Source organism: Acidobacteriota bacterium, assembly GCA_029861955.1.
Classification (GTDB): domain Bacteria; phylum Acidobacteriota; class Polarisedimenticolia; order Polarisedimenticolales; family Polarisedimenticolaceae; genus JAOTYK01.
In genome coordinates this window covers 142815-159389 of the sequence record JAOTYK010000002.1, presented here as the reverse complement: position 1 = coordinate 159389, position 16575 = coordinate 142815, and the positions used below count along the sequence as shown (strand labels likewise).

The window sequence follows — 16575 nt, the reverse complement described above, 5'->3', positions numbered from 1 at the left end:
AGGATTACGATGAGCCAAAGATCTCTCGCCTACCGCTGTTGTGTCCTTCTCGCAGGTCTCTCCATCGCCGTCGTAAGCGCGGCCGCCGACGATGGCGCCGTCATCGAACGCGGTCAACGGGACACGGCCCGGTTTTACTCGGGCGAACTTGCCGCCCTGCACGCTGACTTCGACGATGCGATGAAATCCGGGCTAAGTGTCGACGCGCTCCAGGTATTTCGCACGCAGATCGGCGAGCAACTCGGCAAAGAGGTCTCCGTCCTGGACGAGTCGGTGACGACGGCAGGCGGAGTCCAGATATACACTCGCGCGGCGACCTTTGAAAAACACGAGAGCCCGCTAGAGGTGGTGCTGGCCTATTCCGATGACGGGAAGATTGCCGGTTTCAGGATTCGTCCGAAACAGGTTGAAGCCGCAACGGAGCATCTTGAATACCAGACCAAGACGCCGTTGCGCTTGCCCTTCACCGACGAGTGGGATGTGTTCTGGGGTGGGCGCAGCCTGAAAGAGAACTACCACACCGCGTATCCCGATCAGCGGTTCGCCTACGACGTCCTCGTGATGCGGGATGGGGCAACTCATGAGGGGGATGGCACGGAAAACGAGCAGTACTACTGTTTCGGTTTACCGCTCGTCGTGCCCGGCGATGGCATCGTCGTGTCCGCCGCCAACGATGTGGAGGACAACGTCCCCGGCGAGATGAACCCCAAGCAAGCGTTGGGGAATCACGTCATCATCGATCACGGGAACGGCGAGTTCTCGTTCATCGCCCACATCAAGCAGGGCACGCTTGCCGTAGAGGTCGGGGAGAAGGTGACCGCCGGGCAGCCCCTCGGGCTGACGGGGAATAGCGGCAACACGAGCGAGGCACACGTCCACTACCACCTGCAGACCACGGCAGAGTTCGGCAAAGGCGACGGCCTACCGTCCCAGTTCCTCAACTACACCGCGGACGGTGAAAAGATCGAGCGTGGTGAGCCTACCAGGGGGCAGAAGATCCAACCACGGTGAGCTAGGCTGCGGCGATCGTACCGCAAGTACGAACTTGTGATCGTCTTGGACGAAGGATTCCAACGCGACGGCACCTCTTATCTCTCGCCACGACCGGAGCACTCCGGTGGCATCGAGGTAAGATCTTGCATAGAAACCCCATTCTTCCGTACCTTGTCGCGCTGTGTTGTCTTCTGGGTGTCCCGGCATTCGCCGAGGATTCCGATCCGGAGCTACCGAATCTAGGCAGAAACTTCACGCCGATAAAACGCTGGGACTCCGATCGTCCGTTTCATCGTAAGAATCTCTTCAAGCGGGTGGCCGGCGACCAGAAGTTCCTCGTGACCACCTGGTGGCCTGCAGAGGCGCGACGCCTGAGCTTCTCGCTCCCTCTGGCGATGGCGGTGACCGGCGCGACGCAGTCTTCCGCTGACGCTGGATCGGCGGACCTTCAGTTGACAAGAAACTTCGAGGGATGGTCGACGGGCAATCGGCGTGGAACCGCCGAGTTCTTTACGGCCGTCGGCGACGCCAAGACCAGCGCATTGATTCTTGGCAGTACCTACCTGGTCTCGCGTTGGGCCGGGAACAACCGTTTAGAACGAACGACCAGTCTCTCGGGCGAGGCCCTGATCAACACGGCGATCTACGTCAGTGTGTTGAAGAAGGTCACCCGTAGGACGCGACCGGCGTCCGGAGGAAACGGCGGGTTCTTCATCTCGTCTCCGATCGCCGGACAGGAGTCGACCTCGTTCCCATCCGGTCATGCCGCAGGCGCGTTTGCCGTGGCCGCCGTTATCGCCGGTGAATATTACGAGCGTCGTTTGGTTGCGTGGCTCTCGTACGGGACGGCCAGCATGATCGCCCTGTCCCGCGTGGCGCTGGGTCGTCATTTCCCGTCGGACATCCTGGCCGGCGCGATTCTAGGGCAGAGCATCGGCCAGATGGTGACCTACCGCGCGACAGGTCTCGACGACTCGCCGTCGCAGCTATGGAAGCGATTCCGCCCTCACGTCGATTCCACTAACGGCGGATTCGGAGTGATCTACCAACACAGCTGGAAGTGACCGCCTACTCGTTTCGTCGTCGATCGATCGCGGCCAGGGCGCGACGAGCCTGGGCATTGTCCGGATCCAGTCGCAGGCTTTCGAGGTAGAGACGTTCTGCCGCGTCGAGTTCCCCGCGGTTGGCGAGTGCCGCCGCGACGCCGTTTCGCGCCTTGATACTGCCGGAGTCCAGTTCGAGCGCTGCACGAAACGCGTTCTCCGCTTCGTCAAATCGATCGACGCGAAGAAGCGCGCCGCCCAGCAGAACGCGTACGTTGGCGTCGGTCGGATTCAGATCTGCTGCGTGGGCGAACGATATCGCGGCCCGATCCATCTGTTGAAGTTGCACCAGTGTCAGCCCGTGAAGAAGCCACGAGTTACCCGACTTAGGGTCTATCCGTGTCGCGCGTTCGAAGAACTCGAGGGCTTCCTGCGCGCGCCCCTGTTTCTGGAGCGTCACTCCGAGTCCATGCACGGCGCGCAGGTGGTCGGGCTCCTCGGCGACGACCCGGCGATACTCGTTCTCAGCTTCCGCCAACTGACCACGACCGTAGAGGAGTCGGGCCAGGTTCGATCGAGCGTAGAAGTAACCGGGGTGCAGTTCGAGACAGGCGCGATACTTTGCCTCCGCCTGATCGGTGTGACCTTGATTCTCGAGAACGACTGCGAGATTGAACAGCATTGCCGGTGTCTGTTGGCCGGAGTCGCCGATCGGCTGATCGACCAGGTCGCTGACGACGGGTCGTTTTGACCCGACGAGGCTCCAGAATCGAGATGGGACGTCCGGCTCGACCAGCTCCATCCAGATCGCCTCGGCGATGAGCTGATGAGTCAGAGGTTTCGGGTGAACGTAGTCCTCGAAAAGGTTGAAACCGGGGAGTCCGTTGGGGGCGAACTTCTCGACCACGCTGACGGAATCGACAAGCGGAATATCGCGCTTGACCGCAAGCGAACGGATCACGTCATTCAATGCGGTGCTGGCTCGGGACGGAGCGGCATCGAGGTCGCGAGCACGTGTATAGGCCTGGCGCGCCTCGTCGGACTGACCGAGTGACGCGAGCGCGTTCCCTCGAATAAACCACCAGAGGGCATGACGATCGGCCACGTCGTCGATTCCGTCGAGACGTGTGAGCGCGCCGGGCGGATCGTTGTCATTCAGTGCCTCTTCGGCGGCAACCAACGTCTCGTCGATTCGTTGTTTCTCGGGTGGGGTCATCCCGTCGGGGAACGAGGACCCGTTCGGTAGCCAACCGGTCAAGTTGGAAGGAACCGTCGACAGAACGACGGTCACACCCTCACGTTCACATAGATCGATGATCGCACTCAGATTCTCGTCAAACTGCCGCACAACCTCTTCGCGTTCGGCGTTGGCCATCTCCTGCGGTTTCTCTCGGCGGACGTCAAGCCCCAGGGGTGAGTCAGCCTGCGCAACCGGCTCTTTCAGATTCTCGTAGAACCGTGTCGCCGCCGAGAAAAGGCGTGAGTGGCTCATGACCCGTTTCAGCGTATCGAGTTCTTCCGGCCGCTCCAGCATCTTGCTGTAGAAGCTGCGCTCGACAAACTCGTTGTGGCCCCCGTAAACCACCAGAACATCGGGTTTGTAGCGCATCAGCTCGTGGACCAGGATCCGAAGACGATGGGAGCCGTAGGACATGGCGGCCGCATTGATCGACTCGACCGTCCGATCGGGATAGGTCTGAGCCAGAGCCTCGCCGAGTAGATGGGGGAAGGCCTCCCTGGCACCCCACGGAAATCCGTAGGCGCTGGAGCCGCCGATCGTGAAAACGCGCAACCCATTTTTCGGCTTCCGCGCGAGGAACTGTTGATCGTTGAACGAGCGCAGCCGGGCTCGCTCCGGCGTCCGCCAGACTCCTGCGGACGAATCCAGTTCGAAGACGCTGACCTGCTTCGAGAACCCCGCGAAGGGATCTCTCTCCGCCAGGAGGGGACGGACTCCCACGACCAGCAGGACCAGTTCCAGCAGGCCGAAGAACGCGACGATCGTGATCGCCGCGAAGAGTGGTCGTTTCCATTTCACGCTGGGGTCAGGCTCACGCGGATCAGCCTACACGAATCAGCGGTTCTGGAGATCGTCCGGAATCCTTCCACCGGGTAGGAGCGGTGGTCCCTCGCCATCATCCATGGCCTCGATCCGGACGACACCACGGGGACCGGGGAACAACTGGCCACGAATCTCGCCGGCCGGGTTGAGTTCGGTATGCACGTTGACGTAGATCGCCCCGGACGCAAGCTCTGCCAACAACGCGCTGAAGGGACGATCGGCATCCCCGAGTACGCCCATCACATCGTCGGGCGTGATGGTCCCGACAAACCGTCGCCTGTCTCGATCGCGGAGCGCGAGGAGATCGACAACCACGGGGCCGGTCTGACCGGCGGGCGCAAGGTGAAGATGGGCGCCCGTAATCGGCCCGCTCAGGCTCCGCGTCTCGATTCGGAAGCTGAGGCCATCGCCATCGCTGAGAAGTTGAAGTCGGATCTTCCCACCGCCGGGTCGGCGCTCGACGATCGGGGCAGGGATCTCCTGCTGCACACTCAGCCGACCGGCGAACGTCGTGGATCCACCCAGATCAATCAGATGAAACCGAAACGCCAACAGGTTGTAGCGGACCTCGGTGTAGTCCGCGTGGGCAAACTGTGGTTCGTCGAGAACGCCGCCGGAGCCGACCGCGTTGAAGCCGGAGGCGGTGTGCACGACACCCAATTCATCGTCGCCGCTGTTTGCGACGCTCTGGCCCAGGAAAGCGGTGTTGGCGGGTAGCTCGTCGTTGGCCTCGGTTCCGGCGTCGATGGCGCCGCCAGGGCCGGCGACCGTGAATCCCTCTGCCACGAATCTGCCGCGATCGTTGTAGATCGGGTGTGCGACCGGCGAGTCGTTGCCGACGAACGTGTCGTTACTCGGTAAGACCATCGACGCAAAACTAAAGTAGCGAGTGTTCGGGTCTGAGGGATCAAGCTCGAAGATCCGGCTGGCCAGTTGTCCCGGTGCGAGGGGAGGCATCATGCCGTTGGCGGCGACGGTCGTCTGGATGCCATCGGGCATCATCGTCGCGAAAAGGGCGTTCAGCGCCGCGGTGTCGCCGTCCTCCGCGATCCGTTCAAGGGCCTCGGACGAGGCCATTCCGAGATCGTAGAGATCGAAACCTCCGTCATGGAAACCAATCCAGATGGGACTCTGATACGTGCCACCTGCCGGCGCGAGATTCTGAACGGTCACCACGACCGCTCTTCGACCGACTTGCTGCGCGTGGGAGAGACCGGCGACCATCAATCCGATGGCGAACAGAGTGGACAATCGACGGATGCGCATGGGGAACCTCCAGTCCGAACGAGAATCGGCATCGAACACAGCAACACGAATGTTACAGCACCCGCCGATTAATCGATAGGCTGATTGCCTTCGGGCCCCCCGAGACGCGGCAGCTCATCGAGGATGGGGCACCAACCCGGCGCACGGTCGGCATAGACGTGAAGATCCGGCGCCGTATCGATCGGTTCCTCGAGGTTGGCCAGCGACAGATCGATGACCCCGGGCCAACGGGGCGAGGCGAAGGTCAGGCTACTTCCGCAATTCCCGCAAAACTGCCTGATCGCGTCGGTATCCGACCGGTACTGCCGAAGGTCCTCGTGACCGGTCTCGACGTCGACCGCCTCCGTCTTGAAGGTGATCCAGGTCCAGACTCCGGCCCCCTGGGCCCGTCGGCAGTTGTCGCAGTGGCAGTGTCCGATCCTCTGTATCGGCGGACAGGCGGCCAACCGAACCCGGCCGCAGAGACAGGACGCATGGTAGGTTTCCGTGCTGCTCATCGTCGCCCTCCCAGGATAGAATCAACGGTACTACGGGCCTACATCCCGAACGAGGAGATTCGATGGGGACCTTCATCGCCTTGCTGGATTACACGGATCAGGGGATACGTAACATCAAGAATTCTCCCCATCGGGCGGATCAATTCAACGCAATGGCCGAGAAGGCGGGGGCTCGAGTGGTCGCGCAGTACTGGACGATCGGATCTCACGACGGCGTGTTGATCATCGAAGCGCCGGACGACGAGACGGCCGCGACGATCCTTCTCTCGCTTGGAGCGTCGGGGAACGTCAGGACCACGACGCTGCGCGCGTATGAATGGGCCGATGCCCAGGGACTCATCGAGAAGCAATGAACTCCGACATGCTGAAGTTCGACGAGTCGACCCATACCTATACGTACGATGGTCGCAAGTTGATCTCCGTCACCCAGTTTCTATCCCGCTTCTTCGCGGCGTTTGATGGACCCAGGATTGCGCGCAAGGTCGTCCTTAACCCGAACAGCAAGTACCACGGCCGCGATCCCGACGAACTGGTGGCGGAGTGGGAGGCCAACGGACAGCAGGCAAGAGAACTCGGGACGTTGCTTCACAACAACATCCAGCAGCATCTGGTTGACGGTGATGTCAGCGGCGAACGCAGCGACGAGTTCGAGCACTTCGAGTCGTTTATCGCCGACAAGCCCTGGCGACCGCTGATGGTCGAGGAACAGGTCTGTTGTCCAGAACTCGGGATCGCCGGGACCGTAGACGCCGTCTTCGAAGATCGCGACGGCGCGATCATCATCTGTGACTGGAAGCGCGCCAAGAAGATGAAATTCGATAATCGCTGGCAGAAGGCACGGCCTCCGATCGAACACCTCGACGACTGCGATCTCAGCAAGTACAGCCTACAGCTGTCTCTCTATCGACACCTGTTGCGGGAGAGGATCGGGGAGCGCAGCGTTTCGTTACGTCTTGTCAACTTCACCGATCGTCATAACGAGATCCCGATCCGCGAACACCACGACGAGGTTCAGGCGTTACTTCAGACCGGAACCAGCGGATGACGTAGTTCGCTCTGGCCGGAGGTCTCAAGGGCCTCCGCACCCCGGGTCGTTAGACGAAGACCATCGGCATCCCGGGATATCCAGTCCTTCGCCAGCAGGCGCGAGACGACCCGGTCGAACCTACCGCGGGGCCACGAGAAGCGCTGGACGAGGACGTCCAGCGGCATTGGTCGTCCCGAATCCATGTGCAGCAGCATCAGTTGTTCGGCCATCGCCCAACCGAGTTTGCGATGAACACGCCAGCGTCCGAGAACACCGTGTTGACCCGAGAACGTGAGAGAGAAGAGAAAGACGATGCCGGTTGCCAATGCGATCGAGCCGGCGATTGACGCGTCCCACCAACGGGCCAGGAAGTAGCCACCGATCGCCGACAGGACGCCGAAGCTGACCGCAAGAGTCAGGAGGATGTTCAATCGATCGGTCCACAGGTACGCCGCCGCAGGAGGAACCACGAGGAGGGCCAGCACGAGGATCGCACCGACCGACTCGAACGCTCCGACCACCGTCAATGAGACGGAACTCATCAGCAGGTAATGCACGAGAATCGGCGAGAACCCCAACGTCGCGGCAAGCTGCGCATCGAAGGTCGTGAGCTTGAGCTCCTTGAACAGAAGTCCGACGAACAGGAGGTTGACGAGTAGGATCGCTCCATTGATCCACAGAGCCTTCGGGCCAAGTACCACATCGCGATAGATGACGAGGTCCAGGGGCGAGTAGGCAATCTCACCGTAAAGCACGCAGTCGAGATCCAGGTCTACCTGCCCGGCATAACGGCTGATGAGGATGACGCCGATAGAAAACAGGGCGGGGAAGACGACACCGATGGACGCATCTTCCTTCAGGCGTCGGGTTCGGAGGAACATCTCGACGAGGAACACGGTGACGACACCGAGCGCACCGGCACCGATGACCATCGGTAACGGAGAGCGATCACCGGTCATCAAGAATGCAATCACGATTCCCGGCAGCACGGCGTGGCTGATCGCATCCCCCAGGAGGGCCATGCGTCGTAGGACAAGAAACGTTCCGACGATGGCACACGAAGCCGCCGCAACCGAGGCCACCAGCAGGATGACGATCGTCGAACTCATGCCGCTCTCCGGGGTGGGATCGGTTGGCCGTGGGGATCAATCCCGGGATAGCCGAGACGCTCGTCGAGTAGGGCCACCGCCTCTTCATCGAGGGCATGCTCCATCAGGTCGGCATCCCGATGGACGTGGTCGCTCGCAAGATCCAATTTCCGGGTGAGGTAGGTCTCCCACAGTCGATGCTTGCGGACGATGCTCTCGGCTTGCAGTAGACCGTCGGGTGTGAGTCTCATGCCGGCGTTCGTTCGTTCGAGCAGTCCGCGACGTCGCAGCGCACGGGCAACACGCAGGAGTCGTGACGCTCCCTGGCCACGCATTCCGGTGAGAAGGTTGATCGAGACCTCGGAGGTCCAGTCTTCACCGGGTGACTCACCCCAACGATAGAGGTCCTTCAGTAGGTTCTCGCGTCGAATGCGTTGAGCGACGGTTCGCGCGCGCAAGGACGACCACAAGATGCCCCGGGATCGGCCGAATAGGATCGAGAGCACAAGGGCACCGCTACTACAGAGGACGATCACCGGTCCCGTCGGCATCGATGCCGCCGAAGCGCTCCACAGGGCGCCGAGTGCTCCGGAGCCTCCGCCGATCACGACGGCAAGAAACAACATGACCCCCAGCCGTTCCGTCCACTGTCGCGCGGCCGCCGCTGGAGTGATCAGCGTCGCGACGACGAGAACGACGCCCACGGTCTGGAGTCCGATGACGACGACGGTCACCAGGAGCGTCGTCATGAGAATCTCGAGCCAGCGGACCGGTGTTCCCAGGCTGGCCTGAAACTCTCGGTCGAAACAGAGAAGCTTGAACTCCTTGTAGAACAGCCACGTCAGCACGAGGACGATGGCGACGAGCACTCCCATGACCCTGAGGTCTCTCGGCATCAGCGTCGCCGCCTGACCAAACAGGTACTTGTCCAGGCCGGTCTGATTCCCCATCGGCATCTTCTGGATCACGGTCAGGAGGACGATTCCGCCGCCGAAGAAGACCGAGAGTACGATGCCGATGGAAGTGTCCTCCTTGATGCGGGAGTTCCGCACGATCGCCAGGATGATCAACGCCCCGAGCAACCCCGCGACCAGGGCACCGGCCAGAAGTACACCCGGCGACTTGGATCCCGTAAGCAGGAACGCAAGACAGACGCCCGGAAGTGCCGCGTGGGCCAGGGCATCGCCGAGGAGGCTCTGTCGTCGCAACAATGCAAACGAACCCAACAGTCCGCCAGCGACCCCTAGAAGGCTGGCGCCGATCAGCACGTTACGCGCAGAGAATCCGAGTTCGAACATCAGTCCTTCCCCGAGTGCTCCCGAAGTGTGGGACCCGCAGAGGAACGTCGCATCAATGCTTCCGTGGCCTGGGTGAGAACCGTCAGACGCCCGCCGTAGGTTCTCTGGAGGTTTTCGGTCGTGAAGGTCGTATCGACAGGGCCGGATGCGACGAGACGCATGTTGAGCAGCACGACATGATCGAAGTATTCGGCGACGGTCTGCAGATCGTGATGGACTGCCACGACCGTTCTTCCCTCGGCACGTAGTTCGTGCAGGAGTTCGAGAATCGCACGTTCCGTAGTCGCGTCGACGCCTGCAAACGGTTCATCCATCAGGTAGAGGCGCGCATCTTGTGCCAACGCTCTCGCGAGGAACACGCGCTGCTGTTGTCCACCGGAGAGTTGGCTTATCTGGCGGTCCGCGAGTTCGCGAATCCCAACCTGATCCAGGCATTGGAGTGCCGCGTCTCGATGCAACCGATTGGGTCGACGAAACCAGCCGAGTTGGCCGTAACGCCCCATCAGGACGACGTCGAGCGCGCTTGTCGGAAAGTCCCAATCGACGGACTCTCGTTGGGGCACGTAGCCGACCCAGCTGCGACGGGTCCCGGCCGATTCACCGAAGATCTTTACCCACCCGGTGATGGGCTTCAGGAGTCCCAGCACCGCCTTGAGCAGCGTCGATTTCCCCGCGCCGTTGGGTCCGACGATGGCGATCAGACGACCCTCGGGAAGCGTGACGTCGATGTCCCACAGGACCGGCTGGGTGCCATATGCCACGGTCAGGTCATGGACTTCGACGGCGGGGGAGGCGTGTTCTGGGAGTGGGGTCATTGGAGAGCCTCGACGATTGTGTTGACGTTGTGTCGAACCATGCCGATGTAGGTTCCCTCGGGGGACCCTTCGGCACCCATGGCGTCGGAGAAGAGTTCCCCGCCGATCTCCACATCGGCACCTCGGGCGCGACAGGCAGCCTGCACCGCCTCGATGGCCCGCCGGGGGACGCTGGTCTCCACGAAGATCGCATCGATGCCACTATCGACGACGATATCCACCACCCGTTCCATATCCTTCAGTCCGGCTTCGGCCAGAGTCGAGAGTCCCTGAAGACCGACAACACGAACGCCGTAGCGCTCGCCGAAATAGCCGAACGCATCGTGGGCGGTTACGAGGATTCGGCGAGACTCCGGAATGGATTCGATCCGATCCTTGGCCCAGCTATCCAATTCCAGAAGTGCCTGGCGATAGCTCTCGGCGTTGGCGCGAAACGTCTCCGCGTGTTCGGGTCGAAGCTCTACGAGGGCCTCTGCGATGAACGTCAGGGTCCGACTCCAGAGCTCGACATCGAACCAGATGTGGGGGTCGTACTGACCAAGAAACTCCGGAGGTTCGCGGAGTCGTTCCTCGGGTAGTTCGCCACCGACGGCGACGATCGGTCGACGCGAGGCCAGCTTGACCAGGATGTCGGTCATCTTGCCTTCCAGATGAAGACCATTGTAGAGGATCAGGTCTGCGTCGCCGAGCCTCTGCACATCGCCTTCGCTGGCCTTGAACAGATGGGGGTCGACACCCGGCCCCATCAAGGTCTCGACGTTCACCGCATCACCGCCGACGATCGCCGCGGCGTCCCCGATCATGCCGGTGGTGGCGACGATCTTGAGCGGTCCGTCACCGGCTGCCCGGTCCGTGGGGTCGCTGGCACAACCGGTGACCAACGCGACAACTGCAATCGTGAGTACGGCTTGGATAGTTTTTGACATGTCAAAATATTAATACCGGGAGATGAAAAGATCAATGGGGCGCGAACCCGCTATCCGCAACAAACGCAAAATCTTACTAACTTCTCGACCCATTTCGGCTTAGATGATGGGTAGCACATTCGGGCCCCCGGCCGTCTCGCGCACACGGGGCCAAGAGGGGGGAAGCATGAAGACAACCTGGAAACGGGCTCGACGGGTCGTCGAGTTGTCGATTCTGATCATTCTGTGCGCCTCGCCGCTGCTGGCGGGAGGCATCGCCGTCCGCTCCGTCTCGCTGACGGACAACGGCGACAACGATGGGTTTGCCGACACCCTCGAGACGGTATCCGTGAACGTGACGGTCGAGAACACCAGCGGTCAGTCCCTGACCAACGTGACGCTCCGTCTCTACGAACTGCAGTCGGAACTTGGCTGCCTGACCACCAACACCATCTTGGTCGGAAACCTTCCCAGCGGCGCGGTGGTCCAGACGACGGCCGGCGCGGTCTTTACCGTTGCCGATGTGGATCGTGCGACTCTCGGTCTTGGACCGTTTGACGACCTATCGGTGGAGTTCAAGGTCACGGCCGATTCCAATCAGGGACCCGTGGCGGTGTACTCGCCGAAACTGCGTCTCGATCTTGACCTGAACGTCAGCGGGGGTTCGGGGAGCACGTCCTACTTCGAGAGCTTCGAGGACGGCATGGGGTCGTTCGAGGTGGACAACATCGACGCCGGTCACGGCACTCTGGCCGATTCGGATGGTTACCGCTGTCAGTACAACGACCCTGCGGCGCCCAACTCCAACAGTGGCCCCAGCAACGCCAATTGTCATATGGGTCCGACTCCCGAATTCGTGGACGGCGAGATCTGGGGTCTCAGTGGACCGGCCTTTTCACCGGCCGGGGGGCGGGGCTTCAGCGGATTCCACTCGCTCTTTTACGGCATCGATCTGGGACCCCCGCTGAACTGGACGACCCCGCTGGCCTCCCTCGAGGCGGCACGCATGAGTCAGCCGGTGCATATCGCCGCCGATGCGGTAGAACCCACCTTGATCTTCAAGCATCAGTCGAGTTTCGCCGACAGCCGGGCCTTTGCGCTCCCCTACCGCCGGACCTATGACGCTGGAGTCGTGATGATCCAGGTGGCCGACGATCAGGGCGACCCTGCAGGACCCTGGTTCAAGGTCGATCCCTACCGGAACCCCTACGACCAGCAGAACCACCCTCACATCTCTAATTGCGGTTTTGACCCGATCGATGATGGGAGTACGGAGGATGACTATTTTGCGCCGACCCATCCGGACCGGCGTTACGGTCGTTCGTCGACCTGCTACCCCGAGTTCATCTTCGCCAACATGGGAGACACCCAGAACACCTACGATCCGGCCAACCTGGGGCTGGCCGACGGACCGGGACTCCAGGGTCTGTGGGGGATCGGGACATGGGTCGAATCTCGCGTCGACCTCAGTCGTTATCGTGGGAGATCCATTCGAGTCCGCTACCTGGCCAGCACGCTGGAGGGGAATGTCGCCCTCGCGGAGACCTGGGAGGAAATCTTTCCCGGCTTGAACCCGGTACCCGGAGACGACGGCTGGTGGGTCGATGACGTCGAGATCACGGAGCTGGTGACGACGCCGCCCACAGTCATCGTCGATAGCAGCGATAACAGTGGCCTCCCGCCGCTAGGCGGCAACGACGCCGATTCCGACGGTCGTCCCGACGCCTGTGACAACTGCCCGAGCGTTGCCAACGCCGACCAGTGGAATGCGGACAGTGATGAGGTAGGCGACAGCTGTGACTTCTGCCCCCTCAATCCCGACAATTCCGACCCGGACATGGATTTGATCTGTAGTACCGACGACAACTGTGAACTCGTTTCAAATCCCGATCAGATGGATCTTGACAGCGATGGTTGGGGCACCGTCTGCGACTGTAACGACGCCGACGCCGGCACCAATCCTGATCAGTTCGAGTCGAACGACGGCATCGACAACGATTGTTCTGGAGACACCGACGAGATCGACGGCGTCACCGGTTTCCTGGATCCCGGTGGAGATCCGACGCTCCTGTCATGGTCCGCCCAGGCAAACGCCGCCCGTTACCAGATCCAACGATCAACTCACGCCGATTTCTCGACCGGTTGCACGCCGTTCAGTTCGTTCTCCAATAGCTTCACGGATACGGACGTTCCGGCTTCCGGGACGGTGTTCAACTATCTGGTGCGATCCGTCATTCCGAACCCCGGTAGCTGGGGCCTGGATTCCGACGGTGTGGAACGGATTCTGGTCTGCGCGCCGTGATGATCAGCTGCAGTCGAGTGCGTCGAGAGCTTCTCGACTCACGATCGCCGGCGGCTGGCCGCAGCGGTTGCGGCCTCGGATGAGATAGAAATAGCCATCCCCGACCGACGGGTTCGGTCGGGGGTCTAGGTGCATCGCCGCCGGAAGGCCGGACTCGACGCATGTCGAACCGGCGACGCCCGTCGTCGTCAATGTCGAGAGGTCTCCGCCCAGAACGTCGTAGACAATGCCGTCGCCGACCGACGGGGCCTGGTCGGTCCAGGTGAGGGTCGTCGCAAACGGATCGACGACGACGAGATCCACCGTCGCCGTCGGGACCGCCCAGGCGCCCCCATCGTCGCCGGCACAATCGTCGAGATTCAGAACCGCGTCCTGGTCACGGTCGCCACCAAGGCGGGTTCCCGCGCCAAGCGTGGCGCAGGTAAAGGTGATCGGTCCGCCGGCGCCCTCTCGCAGCGATTGGGATGACAACGGTGGATCGGCCATCGCGTCAGGGACCCACTGCGAGTTGTTCAGGTGGTAACTCCGCGAAACACCACCAACCACGGTCGTCGCATACAGTTCGCAATGACGCCCGACGTTGGCCAGATCTCCAAGCGACAGCAGCGTCGTCAACGTCAGCTCGTCGGCCGCCGATCCGGTAGGCGGCGTTCCGGCCGGGACGGTCACCTGAACGCCCACCGACGGTTTGATGGACGTCGGGAAATGGAACATGAAGCTGACGATGTCACGAACTTCCTGGGCCTGGTCCGTCGCGGACAGCGTAAAGACGTTGGACGAGAAGAAGCGGAACATGTCCGGGAACGCACCGTCGTGGGAATAGCCGAACCCGTTGGCGGTATCGATGGGGGACGCAGCCGGTGGCGGCAACAGTGGGCCAAGCTTGTCGTACATGTTGCGCAGATGCGGGATCTTCAGGTCGCTGTGCAGACTCCCGTCGGCGGTTCCGAAGAACAGCGCGGCGGCATCCGACGAGACGGGATCGACGGGAGTCACGCCGTTCAGTTTTCCTCCACCGGCGCCGAATGGATGGCTGTGACACGCCACGCAGGGCTGACCTGCATCCGTGGATGCCGTGTCAAAAAGAAGAGCGCCCTCGGTGGGATTTCCCGAGTGGGAGGAGCCGTAAGCGAGGACCTGGCAACCCGGATCTCCGGCACGGGTGCCGCACGGAGTCGTGTCGTCGATGTTCCGGAACGGGTTCGGCGGGAACGACATGGCCAGAGCGAACTGCCTGAAGCTCTCCATATCAACCGCACTCAGTCCCGCAGCCTTTCCGTTGATCGGGCCGATGTCGGCGGTGCCCATCAGGTCGGGGAATGCCCCATTGAAGTCGTTCATCGTCGCCCGGTCGCCACGCCAGTGCAGCGGCTCCAACATGCCGCGCAGGGTCTGGGTCACCATCGGGCCCTTCTGGGGATCGAAGCCGTCGTGGGCCGCGCAGACCGCGGAATCGCACTCCACCGGTTGCCCACCCTGTGGCACGACGAAGCGAACGTTGTCCAGCGGCTCGTCATACGACACGAACGATCCGGCGGGGTTGCCAAGGTCCCATCCGAGTCCATCCATGTCGCCGGAGAGGTGACAACTGGAACAGGCGGCGTCGCCGTGACCGGATCCGATGATGGCGTCATAGAGGAACCGACGTCCGTTCCGGGTCGACGGAGAACTGGGGTCATGTAGATCGACGGTTAACTGGACCGTCATCGTGGATGCCTGGACTACCGTCAGCGAGTGGGAGATGCGGTTGAGGACGTACAAACGATCATCGTCCGAGTTCAGCGCGACGCCTGTAGGTCCCTCGCCAACCTCCACCACCGCAGGTGCCGCTCGATCCGCCCCGAAGATACAGGCGGCTGTCGTGCAGGTTCCGTCTACCCGAAACAGCTTCCGCGTGCCGATGGCGGTCAGGTAACCGACGGATCCATCGGCCTTCCACGTCATCATTCCCGGCTGCGAGATGCTGGCCGTTCGTTCCGCGACGTTGTTTGCAGGATCGCTGTTGCGATCGATATGGGCGTTCAGGTCGATGATGTTGACCGAGTTGCTGTCCAACGGATCCACGACCGTCAAGCGGTTGTCGACCACATGCCCCTGAACTCCTAACGGGTGTTCGAAGCGGACATGATTCCGCGCTTCGGTATTGGGGATGTAGATCTTCTGATTCGTCGGGTGAACCGACACATCGAACAGCGATGTTCCAAGGTGGGCCACATCGGTGATCGCCATGGTGGTCGCGTCGATGATGAAGAGGTCCTTGTCGGGCAGTCGGTACGGGAGGCAGTCGTTCCAGGATGTGCCATCGTCGTCCGTCCACTGGCCCCCCACGTCATCCCAGCGAACGATCAGTCCTACCGGGGGAAACTCTGCGGGGTTCGCGCTGGCCGGAGGGTCGGTCAGTGCCGGATTGCGGACGATTCCGGTTGGTAGCGCGGGGTACGCCGGAGGTGTTGAGCTGCAGGCGAAGTCGCGAAGGCCCAGTGCCGTCAACCTTGGCCCGTTGAGGTTTGTGTTGTTGCCGTTGAAGATGACAGCGGAGCTGACCACCGTTGTCTGGTTGCCGGACCGCAGGGTGACGGCGTAGATCTCCGAACCGCTGGCCGAGCGCGCGAGCGCACGCACGTCCCGGCTGAACAACGTGACGACCGTGGGGGCCGCGTCGAGATTGGCGAGGGTGTAACGCTTGACCGCGTCTTCCTGCGACACCGCCACGAACGCGTGGGTCGCCGTGAACACGACATCTGTCGGTTCGTCGCCGACGCTGAGCGTCCGGGTGACCACGCCGGTGGACAGATCGACGATGCTGACGCTATCGGACAGGTTGTTGACGACCCATGCCTCGGTCTCCGTCCGCGCGGCGACCGTGACCGGTTCCAGGCCCACGGGAATCGTGCGCTCGGCTGTTAGGCTTCCATCGTCTTCCACGACGAACACTTCGAGAAGTGCATCGGGTGTGTTCACGACCAACAGCCGGGTGTTCAAGGGTGTCAGCGCGATGGGGTGGACGTGGGATGACTCAAAATTGACGTACGACGCCGACGTGAAGAACCAGGGGAAAAGCAGGAGAGCGACACACGCAGCCGATCGAGGTCTCTTGAAGAATCGCATGGTCTCTCCTATACGCCGATACTTGCAGTTCTGCAGCGCGCGGCCGCCCACGTTTCTCGATATTCTAATGCAGTCAGGCGTTTTGCGGGGTCGTGCCCGCGGTGGGCTGCGGTGGGATGGTCCGCGCACCGTCGGATCTCGTCTATAATTCCGGCCTCACTTCGGAGGAGT

Annotated in this window: 13 protein-coding genes; 5 read left to right on the top strand and 8 right to left on the bottom strand. The window is 61.8% G+C overall.

The genetic code is table 11. The annotated features are described in order from the left end of the window. The first annotated feature begins 9 nt into the window (after positions 1 to 9). Together OES25_01650 and OES25_01645 are read left to right on the top strand one after the other, a co-directional pair. Positions 10 to 1011 carry a peptidoglycan DD-metalloendopeptidase family protein gene (locus OES25_01650; protein ID MDH3626345.1) on the top strand — a complete coding sequence of 334 codons (1002 nt, stop codon included), beginning with the start codon at positions 10 to 12 and terminating at the stop codon, positions 1009 to 1011. Between the two features lie 125 nt (positions 1012 to 1136). After that, positions 1137 to 2057, top strand: coding sequence for a phosphatase PAP2 family protein (locus OES25_01645; protein ID MDH3626344.1), 921 nt, complete (start codon positions 1137 to 1139; stop codon positions 2055 to 2057). Between the two features lie 4 nt (positions 2058 to 2061). On the opposite strand, the gene OES25_01640 is transcribed toward OES25_01645, so the two are convergent. From OES25_01640 to OES25_01630, 3 genes are all read right to left on the bottom strand, one after another. Next, positions 2062 to 4074 (bottom strand): tetratricopeptide repeat protein, encoded by a 2013-nt coding sequence (locus OES25_01640; protein MDH3626343.1) that lies wholly within the window; start codon positions 4072 to 4074, stop codon positions 2062 to 2064. Positions 4075 to 4110: 36 nt separating this feature from the next. Then, positions 4111 to 5364, bottom strand: a complete 1254-nt coding sequence (locus OES25_01635) for a spondin domain-containing protein (protein ID MDH3626342.1) — start codon at positions 5362 to 5364, stop codon at positions 4111 to 4113. A gap of 68 nt (positions 5365 to 5432) precedes the next feature. Beyond that, a complete protein-coding gene (locus OES25_01630; protein MDH3626341.1) occupies positions 5433 to 5861 on the bottom strand; it encodes a GFA family protein in 429 nt (142 codons plus the stop codon). Positions 5862 to 5923: 62 nt separating this feature from the next. Here OES25_01630 and OES25_01625 point away from each other — a divergent pair, with 62 nt between their 5' ends. Together OES25_01625 and OES25_01620 are read left to right on the top strand one after the other, a co-directional pair. Continuing rightward, complete coding sequence (locus OES25_01625; protein MDH3626340.1) at positions 5924 to 6214, top strand: GYD domain-containing protein; 291 nt, start codon at positions 5924 to 5926, stop codon at positions 6212 to 6214. Then, positions 6211 to 6906, top strand: coding sequence for a PD-(D/E)XK nuclease family protein (locus OES25_01620; GenBank protein ID MDH3626339.1), 696 nt, complete (start codon positions 6211 to 6213; stop codon positions 6904 to 6906). Before OES25_01625 ends, OES25_01620 begins: the two co-directional genes overlap by 4 nt. On the opposite strand, the gene OES25_01615 is transcribed toward OES25_01620, so the two are convergent. Genes OES25_01615 through OES25_01600 form a run of 4 tightly spaced genes read right to left on the bottom strand, consistent with a single transcriptional unit; the run spans position 6885 to position 11015 of the window. After that, entirely contained in the window at positions 6885 to 7997 is a 1113-nt protein-coding gene (locus OES25_01615) for a metal ABC transporter permease (GenBank protein ID MDH3626338.1), read from the bottom strand. The genes OES25_01620 and OES25_01615 overlap by 22 nt on opposite strands. Continuing rightward, entirely contained in the window at positions 7994 to 9274 is a 1281-nt protein-coding gene (locus OES25_01610; GenBank protein ID MDH3626337.1) for a metal ABC transporter permease, read from the bottom strand. The genes OES25_01615 and OES25_01610 overlap by 4 nt, the downstream gene beginning before the upstream one ends. Then, positions 9274 to 10089, bottom strand: a complete 816-nt coding sequence (locus OES25_01605; GenBank protein ID MDH3626336.1) for a metal ABC transporter ATP-binding protein — start codon at positions 10087 to 10089, stop codon at positions 9274 to 9276. The genes OES25_01610 and OES25_01605 overlap by 1 nt, the downstream gene beginning before the upstream one ends. Beyond that, positions 10086 to 11015, bottom strand: coding sequence for a zinc ABC transporter substrate-binding protein (locus tag OES25_01600; GenBank protein MDH3626335.1), 930 nt, complete (start codon positions 11013 to 11015; stop codon positions 10086 to 10088). Before OES25_01600 ends, OES25_01605 begins: the two co-directional genes overlap by 4 nt. Positions 11016 to 11181: 166 nt before the next feature. Here OES25_01600 and OES25_01595 point away from each other — a divergent pair, with 166 nt between their 5' ends. Further along, entirely contained in the window at positions 11182 to 13296 is a 2115-nt protein-coding gene (locus OES25_01595; GenBank protein ID MDH3626334.1) for a MopE-related protein, read from the top strand. 3 nt (positions 13297 to 13299) lie between these two features. Here the strand turns inward: OES25_01595 and OES25_01590 are convergent, their stop codons facing one another. Continuing rightward, positions 13300 to 16404, bottom strand: a complete 3105-nt coding sequence (locus OES25_01590; protein MDH3626333.1) for a hypothetical protein — start codon at positions 16402 to 16404, stop codon at positions 13300 to 13302. Positions 16405 to 16575 lie beyond the last annotated feature (171 nt).